Origin of the sequence: Rhizobium sp. PDO1-076 (assembly GCF_000247475.1) — a bacterium.
In the GTDB taxonomy this organism is placed as follows: Bacteria; Pseudomonadota; Alphaproteobacteria; order Rhizobiales; family Rhizobiaceae; genus Allorhizobium.
Genome location: NZ_AHZC01000222.1, coordinates 1 through 16,080 on the forward strand (window position 1 = coordinate 1; position 16,080 = coordinate 16,080).

The 16,080-nt window shown below is 62.4% G+C and carries 14 protein-coding genes; 11 read left to right on the plus strand and 3 right to left on the minus strand.

Translation table 11 applies throughout. The features are described 5' to 3' along the window. Positions 1–135: 135 nt before the first annotated feature. A complete protein-coding gene (locus tag PDO_RS13075) occupies positions 136–1,320 on the minus strand; it encodes an efflux RND transporter periplasmic adaptor subunit (protein ID WP_007602328.1) in 1,185 nt (394 codons plus the stop codon). A 53-nt stretch (positions 1,321–1,373) separates the two neighbouring features. After that, complete coding sequence (locus tag PDO_RS13080; RefSeq protein ID WP_037073960.1) at positions 1,374–2,171, minus strand: alpha/beta hydrolase fold domain-containing protein; 798 nt, start codon at positions 2,169–2,171, stop codon at positions 1,374–1,376. Between the two features lie 155 nt (positions 2,172–2,326). Between PDO_RS13080 and PDO_RS13085 the strand changes: the two genes are divergently transcribed. After that, entirely contained in the window at positions 2,327–3,271 is a 945-nt protein-coding gene (locus PDO_RS13085; RefSeq protein WP_007602330.1) for a LysR family transcriptional regulator, read from the plus strand. 36 nt (positions 3,272–3,307) lie between these two features. On the opposite strand, the gene hutC is transcribed toward PDO_RS13085, so the two are convergent. Beyond that, a complete protein-coding gene (gene hutC, locus PDO_RS13090) occupies positions 3,308–4,066 on the minus strand; it encodes a histidine utilization repressor (RefSeq protein ID WP_007602332.1) in 759 nt (252 codons plus the stop codon). A gap of 135 nt (positions 4,067–4,201) precedes the next feature. Here hutC and hutF point away from each other — a divergent pair, with 135 nt between their 5' ends. From hutF to PDO_RS13145, 10 genes are all read left to right on the plus strand, one after another. Next, a complete protein-coding gene (gene hutF / locus PDO_RS13095) occupies positions 4,202–5,572 on the plus strand; it encodes a formimidoylglutamate deiminase (protein ID WP_007602334.1) in 1,371 nt (456 codons plus the stop codon). Positions 5,573–5,619: 47 nt separating this feature from the next. Then, positions 5,620–6,657 carry an ABC transporter substrate-binding protein gene (locus PDO_RS13100; protein ID WP_007602336.1) on the plus strand — a complete coding sequence of 346 codons (1,038 nt, stop codon included), beginning with the start codon at positions 5,620–5,622 and terminating at the stop codon, positions 6,655–6,657. Between the two features lie 104 nt (positions 6,658–6,761). Then, positions 6,762–7,619 carry an ABC transporter permease gene (locus tag PDO_RS13105; RefSeq protein ID WP_007602338.1) on the plus strand — a complete coding sequence of 286 codons (858 nt, stop codon included), beginning with the start codon at positions 6,762–6,764 and terminating at the stop codon, positions 7,617–7,619. Next, entirely contained in the window at positions 7,612–8,442 is an 831-nt protein-coding gene (locus PDO_RS13110; protein ID WP_007602340.1) for a quaternary amine ABC transporter ATP-binding protein, read from the plus strand. Before PDO_RS13105 ends, PDO_RS13110 begins: the two co-directional genes overlap by 8 nt. After that, a complete protein-coding gene (locus tag PDO_RS13115) occupies positions 8,435–9,943 on the plus strand; it encodes an HAL/PAL/TAL family ammonia-lyase (protein ID WP_007602342.1) in 1,509 nt (502 codons plus the stop codon). The genes PDO_RS13110 and PDO_RS13115 overlap by 8 nt, the downstream gene beginning before the upstream one ends. Next, positions 9,940–11,160 (plus strand): imidazolonepropionase, encoded by a 1,221-nt coding sequence (gene hutI / locus PDO_RS13120; protein WP_007602343.1) that lies wholly within the window; start codon positions 9,940–9,942, stop codon positions 11,158–11,160. The genes PDO_RS13115 and hutI overlap by 4 nt, the downstream gene beginning before the upstream one ends. Further along, positions 11,157–12,692: a histidine ammonia-lyase gene (gene hutH / locus PDO_RS13125; RefSeq protein WP_007602344.1), complete on the plus strand. Its 1,536-nt coding sequence runs from the start codon at positions 11,157–11,159 to the stop codon at positions 12,690–12,692. Before hutI ends, hutH begins: the two co-directional genes overlap by 4 nt. A gap of 247 nt (positions 12,693–12,939) precedes the next feature. Continuing rightward, positions 12,940–13,746 carry an N-formylglutamate deformylase gene (gene hutG / locus PDO_RS13135; protein WP_007602347.1) on the plus strand — a complete coding sequence of 269 codons (807 nt, stop codon included), beginning with the start codon at positions 12,940–12,942 and terminating at the stop codon, positions 13,744–13,746. Between the two features lies 1 nt (position 13,747). Beyond that, positions 13,748–15,433 carry a urocanate hydratase gene (hutU, locus tag PDO_RS13140; RefSeq protein WP_007602350.1) on the plus strand — a complete coding sequence of 562 codons (1,686 nt, stop codon included), beginning with the start codon at positions 13,748–13,750 and terminating at the stop codon, positions 15,431–15,433. A 52-nt stretch (positions 15,434–15,485) separates the two neighbouring features. Next, complete coding sequence (locus PDO_RS13145; protein WP_007602352.1) at positions 15,486–16,079, plus strand: HutD/Ves family protein; 594 nt, start codon at positions 15,486–15,488, stop codon at positions 16,077–16,079. The last annotated feature ends 1 nt before the right edge of the window (position 16,080 follow it).

The window sequence follows — 16,080 nt, forward strand, 5'->3', positions numbered from 1 at the left end:
TGGAGATATTCATGTCAAAACCCTCTCTCTGGGGATGAACAAGAGGCGAAAAACAGCCCGTCCTGCAGCTGGATAGCTGCAGGCGGCCATGGCGGTGGATCAGAATGGACCGGCTGCCGGGGCTGCCGGGCGAAATCAGTTGTTGGCGACCTTGGCTTCGGCCTGCGGATCGACGACGACACCGGGGCGGATGCGCTGCAGGCCGTTGACGACAATGCGGTCACCGGCGGTCAGCCCCTTTTCGACAATCCGCATGCCATCGACCGAGAGGCCAAGCACGACCTGCCGGTAGGCAACGGTGTTGTTCGCATCGACGACGAAGACGAATTTCTTGTCCTGATCCGTGCCGATGGCCTTTTCGCTGATGAGAAGCTGGTTGTCGCTTTCCGGCTGACCCATGCGCACACGGACAAACTGGCCAGGGATCATCCTGCCATCGGGATTGTCGAAGACGGCCCGCACGCGGATCGTGCCGCTTGCGGCATTGACCTCGTTGTCGATCAACTGCAGCTTGCCGTGGATTGGGGTGCCGTCATCGGCAAGCGTGCCGATCTCAACCGGGATCCGCTCGATGGCCGGAAGACCGTTTTCCACCGGCAAGCTTGCCAGCGCCCGGCTGACGAGTTCTTCGCCCGCATCGAAGCTGGCATAGATCGGGTCGGACGACACAAGGGTCGTCAGAGGCGTGGAGGCGGAGCCTTCGGCGACCAGGTTGCCGGGTGTGATTTCCAGCTTGCCGACGCGGCCGCTGATCGGCGCGCGGATGTCGGTATAGTCCAGATTGAGTTGTGCGGAGGTCAGCTGTGCATTGGCCGACTGAAGGGCTGCCAGTGCCTCCTTGTGCGTGCTTTCACGCTGCGCCAGATCGCTCTGCGAAATGGTGTTGCGCGACGACAGGGTCTTGCCACGCTCAAGCTCGGTCAGCGCCAGATCGACGCGTGCCTGGGCCGATGCAACCTGGCCCTCGGCCTGGGAAACCAGAGCGGCATAGGGTGCTGGATCGATCGTGATCAGGCGGTCGCCGGCCTTGACCATGCTGCCTTCGCGAAAGTGAACGGACTGCACGGCACCGGCCACCCGCGACCGGAGTTCAACGCGGTCGACGGCTTCGAGCCGGCCGGAGAACTCCTGCCAGATGGTCACCTTGCGCGGCTCGACGGCGGTCACGGTGACCGGCACGGCAGGGGCCGCAGCAGTTGCTTCCGTGGACGCGGCATTGGCGGCGGTCGGCGGGGTGAAGTAGAACGCCGCACCTGTTACGGACGCAGCAACACTCATGCCGGCGCCCCACAGGGCCCAGCGTAGCTTCTTCGATGTCATCTTGGTCTCCTTGGCTCGAAACCGAGCCGGTGGTTCTGGTCTAAATGCTCATTTCAATGTTTTAAGTTTTCGACGAAACTTTTGAATTGGCTACAAAGGGGATTCAGCCAATCGCCACTTTCGTCGCTGTAGATGCCCGTCCATCCGGAGGAGGCCGGGAAACTGTGTTGTGTGACCGGCACGCCCGCTTTTTTCAGCCGGGTCGCGTAAGCCATTGCCTCGTCACGAAGCGGATCGTTGTCGGCCGTCAGCACCAAAGCCGGCGCCAGACCGGAGAGCCGGGTGCATTGGCAAAGGGCCGCATAGGGATGGGCAAAATTGCCCACCATCGAAAGATAGCGGCCCCAGCCGTCCGACCAGCGCTGCCGCATGCCGATCCGGTCGGCCTCGCGAAACGACACCGTCGCCATCCGCGGGTCGATCATCGGCGACAACAGGATCTGCCCGCTCAATTCGCCCGGGATGAGATCGCGCGCCTTGAGCGCAACCCCCGCAGCGACATTGCCTCCTGCCTCTTCGCCCACCACCAGAAGCAGCGATTTCGCGCTTCCGTAGGTCTTGCGCCGGCTGTTGAGACAGCTCAACGCGCTGAATGCCAGTTCCAACGCCTCTGGAAAGGCATTGTGCGACGGGCTGCTGTAGTCAGCCTCGACCACCACCGCGCCGGTATCCGCCAGCGCCCGTGCCACCGGCCGCTCATCGGCCCCGGGCTCGGAGCCGAGAAACGCGCCACCGCGCAGGTAAAGCACGAGCGGCGGTGCTTTCGGCAGATCCTCACCCTGGTAAACACGCACGCTCAATGGCGATGCCGATGGCCTGTTCGAGGCGATGTTTTCCCATTGCGCTGTCATTGAAATACCCATGGCGGCTCTCCATAAATGGACGACGAAGCCGACGCTTGTCTGGGAATAAATATGATTGTCCCGAATAAACTGCACAAGTCAGCGAATTGTGATTATACTATTCCAAAATTAGGAATAATGGTGCGGCGCACAAGGAGGCTCATTTGGACCAGCTATCGGCGATGCGCGTTTTCGTCAGGGTAGTCGAGACGGGCAATTTTACCCGGGCGGCAAGTAGTCTCAGCATGCCGAAGACCTCGGTGACCAATCTCATACAGAGCCTTGAGGGGCATTTGCGGACCCGCCTGCTGAACCGCACCACGAGGCGGGTGATGGTGACGACGGAAGGTGCGCTCTACTACGAGCGCGCGACGCAGCTGCTTGGTGAACTCGAGGAGCTTGACGGCAGTTTTTCCAGCGCCCAGACCCAGCCATCCGGACGTCTTCGCGTTGAAATGGCGGGCGTTTTCGCCGATCTCGTCGTCATGCCGGCAATCTGCGATTTCTACATGCGATATCCCGATATCCGTCTGGATATCGGCGTCGGCGACCGTCTTGTCGATTACATCGCCGAGAATGTTGACTGTGCGCTCAGGGCCGGCACGCCGACCGACCAGTCGCTGGTGGCGCGCAAGGTCGGAGAGCTGGAGACGCACACCTATGCGGCACCGTTCTACGTCGAGAAGTTCGGTATGCCGCAACATCCGAGAGAGCTTGAATCCGAGCATTTCTGCGTCGGTTACCTGAACGCCCAGTCAGGTCGCGTCATGCCGATGGACTTTGACCGGGACGGCGAGGTGCTCGAGATTTCGCCCAATTACATTGTCTCGATCAATGACAGCCGCTCATACCTGAATGCTGCGATATCCGGTATGGGCGTGGTTCAGGTTCCGGAATTCATGGTCAAAAGCGCGGTGGAAAAGGGAGAACTTGTGCCCGTCCTGACCGAATGGCGGCGAGATCCGCTGCCGCTTTATGTCGTCTATCCGCAGACCCGGCATCTGAGCAACAAGGTGCGAGTCTTCGTCGACTGGCTCGCCAAGGAACTCCAGGCCGTCGGGCGCGAGCCGAACAGTGTCCGCGGCAAGGCGTGCTCCGTCTCTGCCTGATGGCGGGCCTACCGGGCGATGCCCGTTCGCATCCGCTCAGGAACTGCTTTCCAGCCGGTAGCGGCTGCCGGGATAGAGAAGGCGGACGGATGTGACGATCCGATCGGCCGACCATGTGCGCCGCCGGATCAACAGGCAGGGCTCAGAGCGCGCGATCGACAGATGTTTGCATTCCCACGGCTGCGGCAGCACCGCCTCGACGAACTGTTCGGTATGCGAGATCGGCGCGATACGGGTGAGGTAGGCATTGGGCGTTGTCGCCCGGAAATCCTGGCCGAGATAGTCAGGCGCGACGGCCGGATTGACGAAACGATCCTCAAGCTGGATCGGCACCTCGTCCTCGTGATGCAGGATGACCGAGTGAAATGCCGATAGTCCGACCTCTATGTTCATCGCCTCGGCAAGCTCGTGGCCGCAGACTTCGGTCTGGGCAAGGATGACCTCTGCCGTATGGATCGCGCCGCGCTCGGTGATCTCGTCGGCAATGTTGCGAACACCCATGAAAGGTGCGCTGCGCTTCTTGGTGGCGACGAAGGATCCGCGGCCTTGCACCCGTACGATTACGCCTTCGCTCGCCAGTTCCCGCAAGGCACGATTGGCCGTCATCCTGCTGACATTCAGGGTGTCGGCAATCTCGTTTTCAGACGGAACGCGATGATGGGGTGGCCATTCACCGGTTTCTATCCGCTTCTTGATATCCGCCTTCAGGCGTTCGTAGAGCGGAATGTCGCGCGCGGTCCCAGGCTGGTCGCCTGATTGGCCCGCAGCCTCGATCGTCCGGTCGCCTTCGGCCATGCTCGGTTCTCCCCGTCGTTCCGTCATGTGCATACAAAATACGCATCGGAAATAAAGCACAAAGTTTTTGCGGGCCACTTGCCGCATTCGAAAAACTCTGCCATCTTCCCTATACAACTTGCTAAGGGCACGCAAATGACGGCGTCTCGTTCTCTCTTCTGTAAACAGATATTGCTGCCGCAGGGCTGGGTATCTGACGTCGTGTTGAGCATTGGCGACGATGGAAGCGTTGTAGCGATCGAGGCGGCTTCCGACGCTGCTTCTGATCTGGAGAGCGTCAGTGGTCCGGTTGTTCCGGCCCTGCAAAACCTGCATTCTCACGCATTTCAACGGGCTATGGCCGGTCTCGCCGAGCTGGCCGGGTCTACTGACGACAGTTTCTGGACCTGGCGCGACGCGATGTATCGGCTCGTCGGGCAAATGTCGCCGGATGATGTCGAGATTGTTGCGACTAAGTTGTATAGTGAACTACTGAAAGGTGGTTTCGGCAGGATCGTCGAGTTCCACTATTTCCATCATGCGGCCGGGGGGCGTCGCTACGCAAACGTGGCCGAGACATCGTTGCGGATCCTGCGTGCGGCTCAAGCATCCGGCATCGGCCTGACCCATCTGCCGGTCTTCTACGCGCATGCTGGTTTCGGCGGAATGGAGCCGGGAGAGGGGCAGCGACCCTTCATTCATGATGTTGACCAGTTTCTGAGCCTGCTCGATGCGCTGAAGCCTGAATGCGATGCCGCGGGCGCCACCCTTGGCTTGGCCATTCATTCGCTGCGGGCGGCCACGCCTGATGAAATGCGCGCGGTCCTTTCGGCCGAAAAGACCGGTGGCCCGATCCATATTCATGTCGCCGAACAGGAACGGGAAGTCGAGGACTGCCTGGCCTGGAGTGGCCGTCGGCCGGTTGAGTACCTGCTGGATGAAATGCCGGTGGACGAGCGCTGGTGCGCCATTCATGCCACGCATATGACACCGGATGAAACGGCGCGGCTGGCGCGTTCCGGTGCAGTTGCTGGCCTTTGCCCGGCGACTGAGGCCAATCTCGGCGACGGAATCTTCCCGGCAACCGATTATGTCGGCCATGGCGGAGCGTTCGGTATCGGTACCGACAGCCATGTTGCAACGACGGTTGCCGAAGAACTGCGCCTGCTCGAATATGGCCAAAGGCTGCGCGACCGCCGCCGCAACCGTCTGGCCAGCGGCCCAGGTGCATCCGTCGGCCGAACCCTGTTCGATGCTGCCTTGAGCGGTGGCGCACAGGCCGCCGGAATGCGGACCAGCGGCATCCGCGTCGGTGCCCGCGCCGATCTTGTGGTTCTCAACGGCGACAATCCGTTCATCGGCACGGCATCTGGCGATCAGGCTCTGGATCGCTGGCTGTTTGCCACCGGCAATGACGCCGTGCGCGATGTGATGGTGGGCGGCCGGTGGGTGGTTCGCGACGGTCGACATCACAACGAGGAAACGATTGATCGCGATTTCCGCGAGGTGCTTCTGCGGCTCGCTTAGTCTTGGAGCCGAATTTCATTCGTCAGCAAATTAAAAAGGGGAATTCCATGCTGAAGACCAAACTGAAATATACACTGCTTGCCACCGCCTTGATGCTTGGCGGTTCCGCCATGAGCGCCAATGCGGCATCCTATTGCGCCGACGGCAAGACCGTCACCTTTGCCGGCATCGACTGGGAAAGCGGCGCCCTGATCACGGAAGTGATGAAGACGATCCTGTCGAAAGGTTATGATTGCAAGGTGGATTCGATCCCCGGCAATTCGGTGACCCTGGAGCAGGCAACCGCCAACAATGACGTGCAGATCTTTGCCGAGGAATGGATCGGCCGTTCCGACGTCTGGAACAATGCCGCAGCCGCCGGTCAGGTGACGTCGGTCGGCAAGACCTTCGTCGGCGCAGCCGAAGGCTGGTTCGTGCCCGAATATCTCGTCAAGGGCGACGAAGCCCGCGGCATCAAGGCCGCAGCTCCGGACCTGAAGAGCGTTTCGCAGCTTTCCGATCCCAAGTTCGTCGAACTGTTCAAGGATCCGGAAGAGCCGTCCAAGGGCCGCTTCCTCAATTGCCCGTCCGGCTGGACCTGCGAAGGCGTCAACACTGCCAAGCTCGAGGCCTACAAGCTGACGGACACCTATGTGAATTTCCGTCCCGGCACAGGCACGGCGTTGGATGCGGCGATCAGCTCGGCCTATCTGCAGGGCGAGCCGGTGCTCTTCTACTACTGGAGCCCGACGGCCGTGATGGGCAAGTTTAAGCTGGTCCAGCTCGAAGAGCCGGCCTACGATGAGGCTTGCTGGAAGGAACTCACAAGCGCCACCGGCAAGCGTGAAGCCGGCTGCGCCTTCCCGGCGGTCGAGGTCGCCTATGGGGTCAACAGCACGTTTGCCAAGGAAGCGCCGGAGATCATCGAAATTCTCGGCAAGGCAACCTTCCCGCTGGACGATGTCAATGCCAGCCTCGCCTACATGGTCGACCAGAAGGCTGATGCTGTGGCTGCCGCAAACGAGTTCCTGAAGACCAAGGGCGACGTCTGGGGCGCATGGGTGTCCGCCGATGCCAAGGCCAAGATCGAGGCCTCGCTGAAATAAGCCGCATCAGGCCGCGCGTTCAGGCGCGCGGCCACATTCATGCGTGTCAGTGCCGAGAGTTTCGGCGCGGCGAGGGCGGGTTTGCCACTTCAAGGACTTGAGCCATGTTTCCCGAAAGCTTGCATATCTCCATCCGCGGACCGATCAACGACGCGGTTCAGGCGCTGGTGGTCAATTACGGCTTTGTCTTCAAGGCCATTTCGCAGACCATTCTGCAGGCCATTCTGTTCATCGAATGGATCGTGCGCGGCCTACCATGGTGGCTGATGATTATCGCCTTCATGGCACTGACATGGCAGGCGACGCGCAAGCCCCTGCTGGTCGCTACCGTCGCGGTCCTGCTCTTTGCCATTGGTGCGCTCGGCCTCTGGGACCTCGCCATGCAGACGCTGGCGCTGATGCTGATGGCGACGCTGATTTCGGTTGCGATCGGTGTGCCGGTCGGCATCTGGCTGGCCAAGAGCCGCCTGATGCGCAGCATCACGCTGCCAGTTCTCGATGTCATGCAGACAATGCCAAGCTTCGTCTATCTTATTCCCGCGATCATGCTGTTCGGCCTCGGCAAGGTGCCGGCGGTTCTGGCCACGATCGTCTATGCCGTCCCGCCGCTGATCCGCCTGACCGATCTCGGCATTCGCCAGGTCGACAGCGAGGTTGTCGAGGCGGCAACCGCTTTTGGCGGCAGCCCGCGTCAGATCCTGTTCGGGGTCGAGCTTCCACTGGCCACGCCAACGATCATGGCCGGCCTCAACCAGACGATCATGATGGCGCTTTCCATGGTCGTGGTCGCCTCGATGATCGGCGCCCGTGGTCTCGGCGAGCAGGTCTTGAACGGCATCCAGACGCTCGACGTCGGCAAGGGGCTTGAGGCCGGTCTCGGCATCGTCATCCTTGCCATCGTGCTCGATCGTATCACCCAGGGCTTCGGCCGCTCGAGCCAGGAGGATGGCCAGAATGGCTGAGATTGAAATCCGCAACGTCTTCAAGATCTTCGGCCGCAATTCGCAGGAAGCGTTGGTCATGGCGCGCGGCGGAGCCGAGAAGGGTGAAATTCTCGAGCGCACCGGGTGCAGCGTCGGTCTGAACGACATCAGCCTGAAGATCGGCGCATCGCGGATCTTCGTCATCATGGGCCTGTCCGGATCGGGCAAATCCACGCTGGTCCGCCATATCAACCGACTGATAGAGCCGACCAGTGGCCAGATCCTGGTCGATGGCGGGAACGTGCTGGACCTCAATGCAAAGGACCTGCGCGAATTCCGCACCCGCCGGGTCAGCATGGTATTCCAGAGCTTTGGCCTGATGCCGCATCGGACCGTGATGCAGAACGTTGTCTATGGCCAGCGGGTGCGCGGGCTGAGCAAGGCCGAGGCCTATCCGATCGGGATGAAATGGATCGAGACGGTCGGACTGCTCGGCTACGAGAACAAGTATCCGCATCAGCTCTCCGGCGGCATGAAGCAGCGTGTCGGTCTGGCACGTGCGCTGGCGGCCGACACTGATGTGATCCTGATGGACGAGGCCTTTTCGGCGCTCGATCCGCTGATCCGCAGCGACATGCAGGACCAGTTGCTGCAGCTGGAAAAGAACCTGTCGAAGACGATCGTCTTCATCACCCACGATCTCGATGAGGCGCTGCGTATCGGGGCCGAGATCGCAATCCTCAAGGACGGCCGCCTGGTCCAGGTCGGCACGCCGAGCCAGATCCTCAACACGCCGGCGGACGACTATGTCGCCCGCTTTGTCCAGCGCCGTGCCGGCGCGGAGGCGGCGCATCATGGCTGAACGGATCGTTCTTGATGCACCGCTGAGCTGGAAAGAGATTGCGGTGGTTGCTAAAGGCGCGGAGCTTGCGCTTTCCGAAGCCGCATGGACGCGGATCGCAAAGGCGCGGGCCATCGTCGATGCGCTGGTCGAGCGTGAGATCCGCGGCTATGGCATCAATACCGGCGTCGGCGCACTCTGTGACGTGATCATCAGCCGCGCGGATCAGCAGACCCTGTCGCGCAACATCATTCTCAGCCATGCCTGCGGCGTCGGTGAGCCGCTTGGCAAGGTGGAGACGCGCGCCGTGATGGCAGCGCAGATCGCCAATTTCGCCCACGGCTATTCCGGCGTCAGCAGGCCTGTGGTCGAGACGCTTCTGGCGCTCCTCAACGGCGATATGCTACCGGTGATCCCATCCAAGGGCTCGGTTGGCTATCTGACGCATGCCGCCGCCATTGGCCTGGTGCTGATCGGTGAAGGCGAATGCCGCCATGCCGGCGAAACGATTGCCGGGAGCATCGCGCTCAACCGTCTCGGACTTGCGCCCCTGGTCTTGCAGGCCAAGGAGGGCTTGAGCCTCGTCAATGGCACGCCCTGCGCCACCGGTCTCGGTGCCCTTGCTGTCGCGCGCCTGTCGCATCTCGCAGACTGGGCCGATGCCGCAGCGGCGATGACCTATGAAAACCTAGGCGCCCAGTCCGATCCTTTTGCCGAAATGCCGCTTGCCCTTCGCCAGTCGCCCGGCCTGCAGCAGGTCGGCCGCAATCTGCGCCACTGGCTTGCGGGTAGCGCGCTTCTGGCGCAATCGGCCGGTAGCCGCACGCAGGATCCCTTGAGCCTGCGCGCCGTACCGCAGATCCATGGTGCCGTACGCGATGCCCTCGTGCATGTCGCAGAGGTCGTCGATCGCGAACTTGCCAGCGTCACCGACAATCCGGTCGTTGCCGGTTCGCCGGAGGCACCGGAAGTGCATTCGCAGGCCCATGCCGTGGGGGCTGCACTTGGCCTCGCGCTGGACAGCCTCGCCACGGCCGCAGCAGAGCTCGCAGCGATTTCTGAGCGCCGGATCGACCGGCTGGTCAATCCGTTGGTCAGCGGCCTGCCGGCATTTCTGGCAGCCGGGAGCGGCGTCGCCTCCGGTTTCATGATCATCCAGTATACCGCTGCCGCGCTGGTTGCGGAGAACCGGCGTCTTGCCGCTCCTGCCAGCCTCGATGGCGGCATTACCTCGGCACTGCAGGAGGATATCCTGACCCATGCGACGCCGGCGGCCGACAAGGCGCAGGCGATCCTCGAAAACCTGCAGACGGTCCTTGCCATCGAAGTCATGGCAGCGGGCCAGGCCTACGACCTGCAGTCGGGTTCGGCGGGCAAGGCGTCTCGGACTGCAGCGCTTTATCAGCGGGTCCGCCAGAACGTGCCCTTCTACCGCGACGACCGGCCGCTCAACGCCGAAGTCGCCAAGGTTCGCACGATGATCGGTATCCAGTCGGCACCGATGGACGGAGAAGCACGATGAAAACGCTGCTGCGCAATGCAAGACTGGCAACACTGGCGCCCGACCTGCCGGGCCTCGGCACCATCGAGGACGGTGCCATCCTGATCGAAGACGGGCGTATTGCCTATGTCGGTCGTGAGGCCGACGCACCGGCAGGCGTCATTATCTCTGAAGTGGATTGCGAGGGGCGTTGGATCACGCCTGGCCTGATCGACTGCCACACGCATCTTGTCCATGCCGGCAATCGGGCCCGCGAGTTCGAGATGCGGCTTGCCGGCGCTTCCTACGAGGAAATCGCCCGCGCCGGTGGCGGCATCGTCTCATCGGTACGACAAGTGCGGGATGCCAGCGAGGCCGATCTGGTTGCCGAGACGCTGCCGCGCCTCGATGCGCTGATCGCCGAAGGGGTGACAACCGTCGAGGTAAAGTCCGGCTATGGCCTGACGGTCGAGGATGAATTGAAGATGCTGCGGGCGGCGCGGTCTGTGGGCAACCAACGTCCGGTGAACCTGACGACCACCTATCTCGGCGCCCATGCGACGCCGGTGGACTACAAGGGCCGCAACGGCGACTTCATTCGTGATGTCGTGCTGCCGGGACTTGCCGCTGCCCATGCCGAAGGACTTGTGGATGCCGTCGACGGCTTTTGCGAGGGGATTGCCTTCTCGCCGGATGAAATGCGCGTGGTCTTCGATGCGGCCAAGGCGCTGGGCCTGCCGGTCAAGCTGCATGCCGACCAGTTGTCCAATCTGCATGGGGCAGCGCTTGCCGCAGGTTATGGCGCGCTGTCGGCCGACCATCTCGAGTATACCGATGACGAGGGGGCCGCGGCCATGACGGAGGCCGGTACTGTCGCCGTTCTCCTGCCGGGCGCCTATTACTTCATTCGCGAAACGAAGAAGCCGCCGGTCGATCTTTTCCGCAAGCATGCGACGAAGATGGCGCTCGCCACCGATTGCAATCCCGGTACCTCGCCGCTCACTTCGCTGCTTTTGACGATGAACATGGGCGCGACGCTGTTTCACCTGACGGTGGAGGAATGCCTGGCGGGCGTGACACGCGAGGCCGCCCGTGCGCTCGGACGGCTGGATACGATCGGCACGATCGAGACCGGCAAGCAGGCCGATCTCGCCATCTGGAACATCGAGAGCCCGGCCGAGCTGGTCTATCGCATCGGTTTCAATCCGCTGCATCGGCGGATCTGGAACGGGGACATTACGGGAGGAAACCACCCATGACCATTACACTGCATCCCGGCCGCGTTTCGCTCGCAGAACTTGCAGAGATCTATTGGAACGGCGAGACCGTCGTGCTCGACCGCAGCTTCGACGCGGGCATCGAGCACGCAGCCGCGCGCATCGCCGCCATCGCTGCTGGCAACGAGGCGGTCTATGGCATCAATACCGGTTTCGGCAAACTCGCCTCGATCCGGATCGATGCGGCCGACACCGCGACACTGCAGCGCAATCTGATCCTGTCGCATTGCTGCGGCGTCGGCCAGCCGATGCCTGACAACATTGTCCGCCTGATCATGGCGCTCAAGCTCGTATCGCTCGGCCGTGGCGCCTCCGGTGTCCGGCTCGACCTGGTGCGCCTGATCGAGGGCATGCTGGACAAGGGCGTCACGCCGCTGATCCCGGAAAAGGGCTCAGTCGGGGCGTCGGGCGATCTGGCACCGCTGGCGCATATGGCCGCCGTGATGATGGGCGAGGCGGAAGCCTTTTATCAGGGTGAACGCCTGCCGGGTGGCGTGGCACTGGAGCGTGCGGGCCTGGAGCCGGTCGTGCTGGCCGCCAAGGAAGGACTGGCGCTGATCAACGGCACGCAGGCCTCGACGGCGCTGGCTCTGGCCGGCCTGTTCCGCGCCCATCGTGCGGCCCAGGCGGCCCTGATCACCGGTGCGCTCTCCACCGACGCGGCCATGGGCTCATCCGCGCCGTTCACCGCCGACATCCACACGCTGCGTGGACATAAGGGCCAGATCGACACGGCAGCCTCGCTGCGCGGCCTGCTGGCCGGGTCTGTCATCCGCGAAAGCCATTTGCAGGGCGACGAGCGTGTGCAGGATCCCTATTGCATTCGCTGCCAGCCGCAGGTCGACGGCGCATGCCTCGACTTGCTGCGCATGGCCGGCCGCACGCTTGAGATCGAAGCCAATGCCGTCACCGACAATCCGCTTGTACTCTCCGACGACAGCGTCGTGTCCGGCGGTAATTTCCACGCCGAACCTGTGGCCTTTGCTGCTGACCAGATCGCCATTGCCGTCTGCGAGATTGGCGCCATTGCCCAGCGCCGCATCGCGCTTCTGGTTGATCCGGCGCTTTCCTATGGCCTGCCGGCGTTTCTTGCCCGCAAGCCGGGGCTGAATTCCGGCCTGATGATCGCGGAAGTCACGTCTGCGGCTCTCATGAGCGAAAACAAACAGATGTCGCATCCGGCCTCGGTGGATTCCACCCCGACATCGGCCAATCAGGAAGATCATGTCTCGATGGCCTGCCATGGCGCTCGCCGCCTGTTGCAGATGACGGAAAACCTGTTTTCGATCATCGGCATCGAGGCGCTGACGGCGGCACAGGGTGTGGATTTCCGCGCACCCTTGACCACCAGCCCCGAGTTGCAGAAGGCAATTTCCACCTTGCGCACCGTTGTCGCTACGCTGGATGAGGATCGCTTCATGGCGCCGGATCTGGCCGCAGCCAGCGCCCTGGTGGCGAATGGCTCGCTGGTTGCCAGCGTTTCGGATGGCTTGTTGCCGGGATTGGAGGGGTGAGCATGGGTGTGTTTGGTTTACCCCCCTCTGTCCTGCCGGACATCTCCCCCACACGGGGGGAGATCGACTCGCTGTACATCCCGCTGCTTTCCATAAATCTGGACGCTTGCGGCAACGATCTTCTCCCTCTCTCAGCTAATTTCAGCGATAGAACTGAGCTGGCGCCCCATCCGATCTCCCTCCTTGTGGGGGAGATGTCCGGCAGGACAGAGGGGGGTGTTGTCGGACGCATCGGAGGTTGGGTCCAATGACGTTCGAAACCACTCAGGGCACCTCGCCCATCATTCTCGCATTCCCACATACCGGCACCGAAGTCCCGTCCGAAATCTGGGCGCGCCTCAACGACAACGGCCGGTTGCTCGCCGATACCGACTGGCATATCCACCAGCTTTATGCAGGCCTCCTGCCCAATGTGACGACGGTGCGCGCCACCTTCCATCGTTATGTCATCGACGCCAATCGTGACCCGGCAGGAACGAGCCTGTATCCGGGCCAGAACACAACCGGCTTGGTGCCGGAGACGGATTTCGATGGGGCGCCGATCTGGGCCGAAGGCGAAGAGCCGTCGGAATCCGATATCGCCGATCGGTTGAAGACCTTTCATGCGCCTTATCACGCAGCCATTCTGGCCGAGATCGAACGGGTGAAGGCGATCCATGGCGTGGCTGTTCTCTACGACTGCCACTCGATCCGCTCGCTGATCCCCTTCCTGTTTGAAGGCCGCCTGCCGGATTTCAACATCGGCACCGATATGGGCCGCACCTGCGATCCGCGCATCGAGGCCGCCGCAGCCGATGTGGCGCGCGCCGCCGAAGGTTATACGGCGATCGTCAATGGCCGTTTCAAGGGCGGCTGGACCACCCGTCACTACGGACAGCCACAGAATGGCGTTCACGCCATCCAGATGGAACTGTCGCAGATTTCGCATCTGACCACCGAAGAGCCGCCCTTTGCCTATGACGACGAGAAGGCCGGGCAGCTGCGCATTCACCTGAACCAGATCCTGGCACGCATCGAAGCCGTTGCGGATCAACTGAAGACCAAGGGGAACTGAGATGACCAACCCACGCCACAACATCCGCGACGTGCGCTCGCCGCGCGGAACCGAGCTCAACGCCAAGAGCTGGATGACCGAAGCGCCGCTGCGCATGCTGATGAACAACCTCGATCCTGACGTTGCGGAAAATCCGCATGAACTGGTGGTCTATGGCGGCATCGGCCGTGCCGCCCGCACCTGGGAGGATTTCGACCGCATCGTCGCGACGCTGAAGACACTGACCGAGGAGGAAACGTTGATCGTGCAGTCCGGCAAGCCGGTCGGCGTGTTCCGCACCCACAAGGATGCACCCCGCGTTCTGATCGCCAATTCCAACCTCGTGCCGCATTGGGCGACCTGGGACCATTTCAACGAACTGGATAAGAAGGGTCTCGCCATGTACGGCCAGATGACCGCCGGTTCGTGGATCTATATCGGCACCCAGGGCATCGTTCAGGGCACCTACGAAACCTTCGTCGAGGCCGGTCGCCAGCACTATGGCGGCAACCTCAAGGGCAAATGGATCCTGACCGGTGGCCTCGGAGGCATGGGCGGCGCCCAGCCGCTCGCCGCCGTCATGGCCGGCGCCTGCTGCCTCGCCGTCGAAAGCGACGAGACCCGCATCGATTTCCGCCTGCGCACCCGTTACGTCGATGAAAAGGCAAAGACGCTCGACGAAGCGCTGGCGATGATCGACCGGTGGACCAAGGCCGGTGAAGCCAAGTCCGTTGGCCTGCTCGGCAATGCCGCAGAGATCTTCCCGGAACTGGTCAAGCGCATGCAGGCCGGCGGCCCGCGCCCCGACATCGTGACCGACCAGACCTCTGCCCATGATCCGCTCAACGGCTACCTGCCGATCGGCTGGACGGTTGCCGAACACAAGGCCAAGCGCGAGAGCGATCCGAAGGCCGTCGAAGTTGCCGCCCGCGCCTCGATGAAGCTGCATGTCGAAGCCATGGTCGCCTTCTGGGACGCTGGCGTGCCGACGCTCGACTATGGCAACAATATCCGCCAGGTCGCCAAGGAAGAGGGCCTCGAAAACGCCTTTGCTTTCCCGGGCTTCGTGCCGGCCTATATCCGCCCGCTGTTTTGCCGTGGCATCGGCCCGTTCCGCTGGGCGGCACTGTCCGGCGATCCGGAGGATATCTACAAGACCGATGCCAAGGTGAAGGAACTGACACCCGGCAACACGCATCTGCACAACTGGCTGGACATGGCGCGTGAGCGCATTGCCTTCCAGGGACTGCCGGCGCGCATCTGCTGGGTTGGTCTCGGCGATCGCCATCGCCTGGCGCTGGCCTTCAACGAGATGGTCAAGAATGGTGAGCTGAGCGCACCTGTTGTCATCGGCCGCGACCATCTGGACAGTGGCTCCGTTGCCTCGCCCAACCGCGAGACCGAAGCGATGAAGGACGGCTCGGACGCCGTCTCCGACTGGCCGCTGTTGAACGCGCTGCTCAATACCGCCTCGGGCGCCACCTGGGTGTCGCTGCATCACGGCGGCGGTGTCGGCATGGGCTTTTCCCAGCATTCAGGCGTGGTGATCTGCGCTGACGGCTCCGACGATGCCGCCAAGCGGCTAGAGCGCGTTCTGTGGAACGACCCGGCGACCGGCGTCATGCGCCATGCCGACGCGGGCTACGAGATCGCCCTTGATTGTGCCAAGGAAAAGGGCCTGCGCCTGCCGGGCATTCTCGGCAACTGAACATATTGTGGCGCCGCGACTGCGGCGCCAGTTCCGTTTAAGAGGGATCGCAATGCCGTCGTCACCTGTCCTGCTGAAACCGTCCGACTATCGCCGCATGCCATGGAAAAACGGCCTGGGTGAAACGATCGAGATCGCCGTTTTTCCGCCGGATGCCGGCATCGGCGATTTCGACTGGCGGATCAGCATGGCGACCGTTGCAAGCGATGGTCCGTTCTCACTGTTTCCGGGCATCGAGCGCACGCTGTCGGTTCTGTCGGGCGACGGGCTCACACTGCACCGTGCGGATGGCACCAAGCAGGACTTGACGGTCGACAGCACGCCCTACGCTTTTCCGGCAGACGAACAGGTCAGCGCGACATTGCTCGATGGCGCGATCACCGATCTCAATGTCATGACCCGGCGCGGCCGGTTCGATCACGGCGTCGAAAGGCTTCTGCTCGACGGCAGCGTGGCGATGCCCGCCAGAGAAAATACCGTCATTGTTTTCTGTCTGAGGGGGCAGGTCAGACTCGGCGAGGGCGCCGGATCGGCGACGCTTGGCACCGGCGAGAGCCTGCTGTTCGGCGATGCCATGCCGTCCACCGTTCTCGTCGGGCATGGTGTCTTCTTCATCATCGACCTGATCGCCAGCCGCAGCGCCTGAT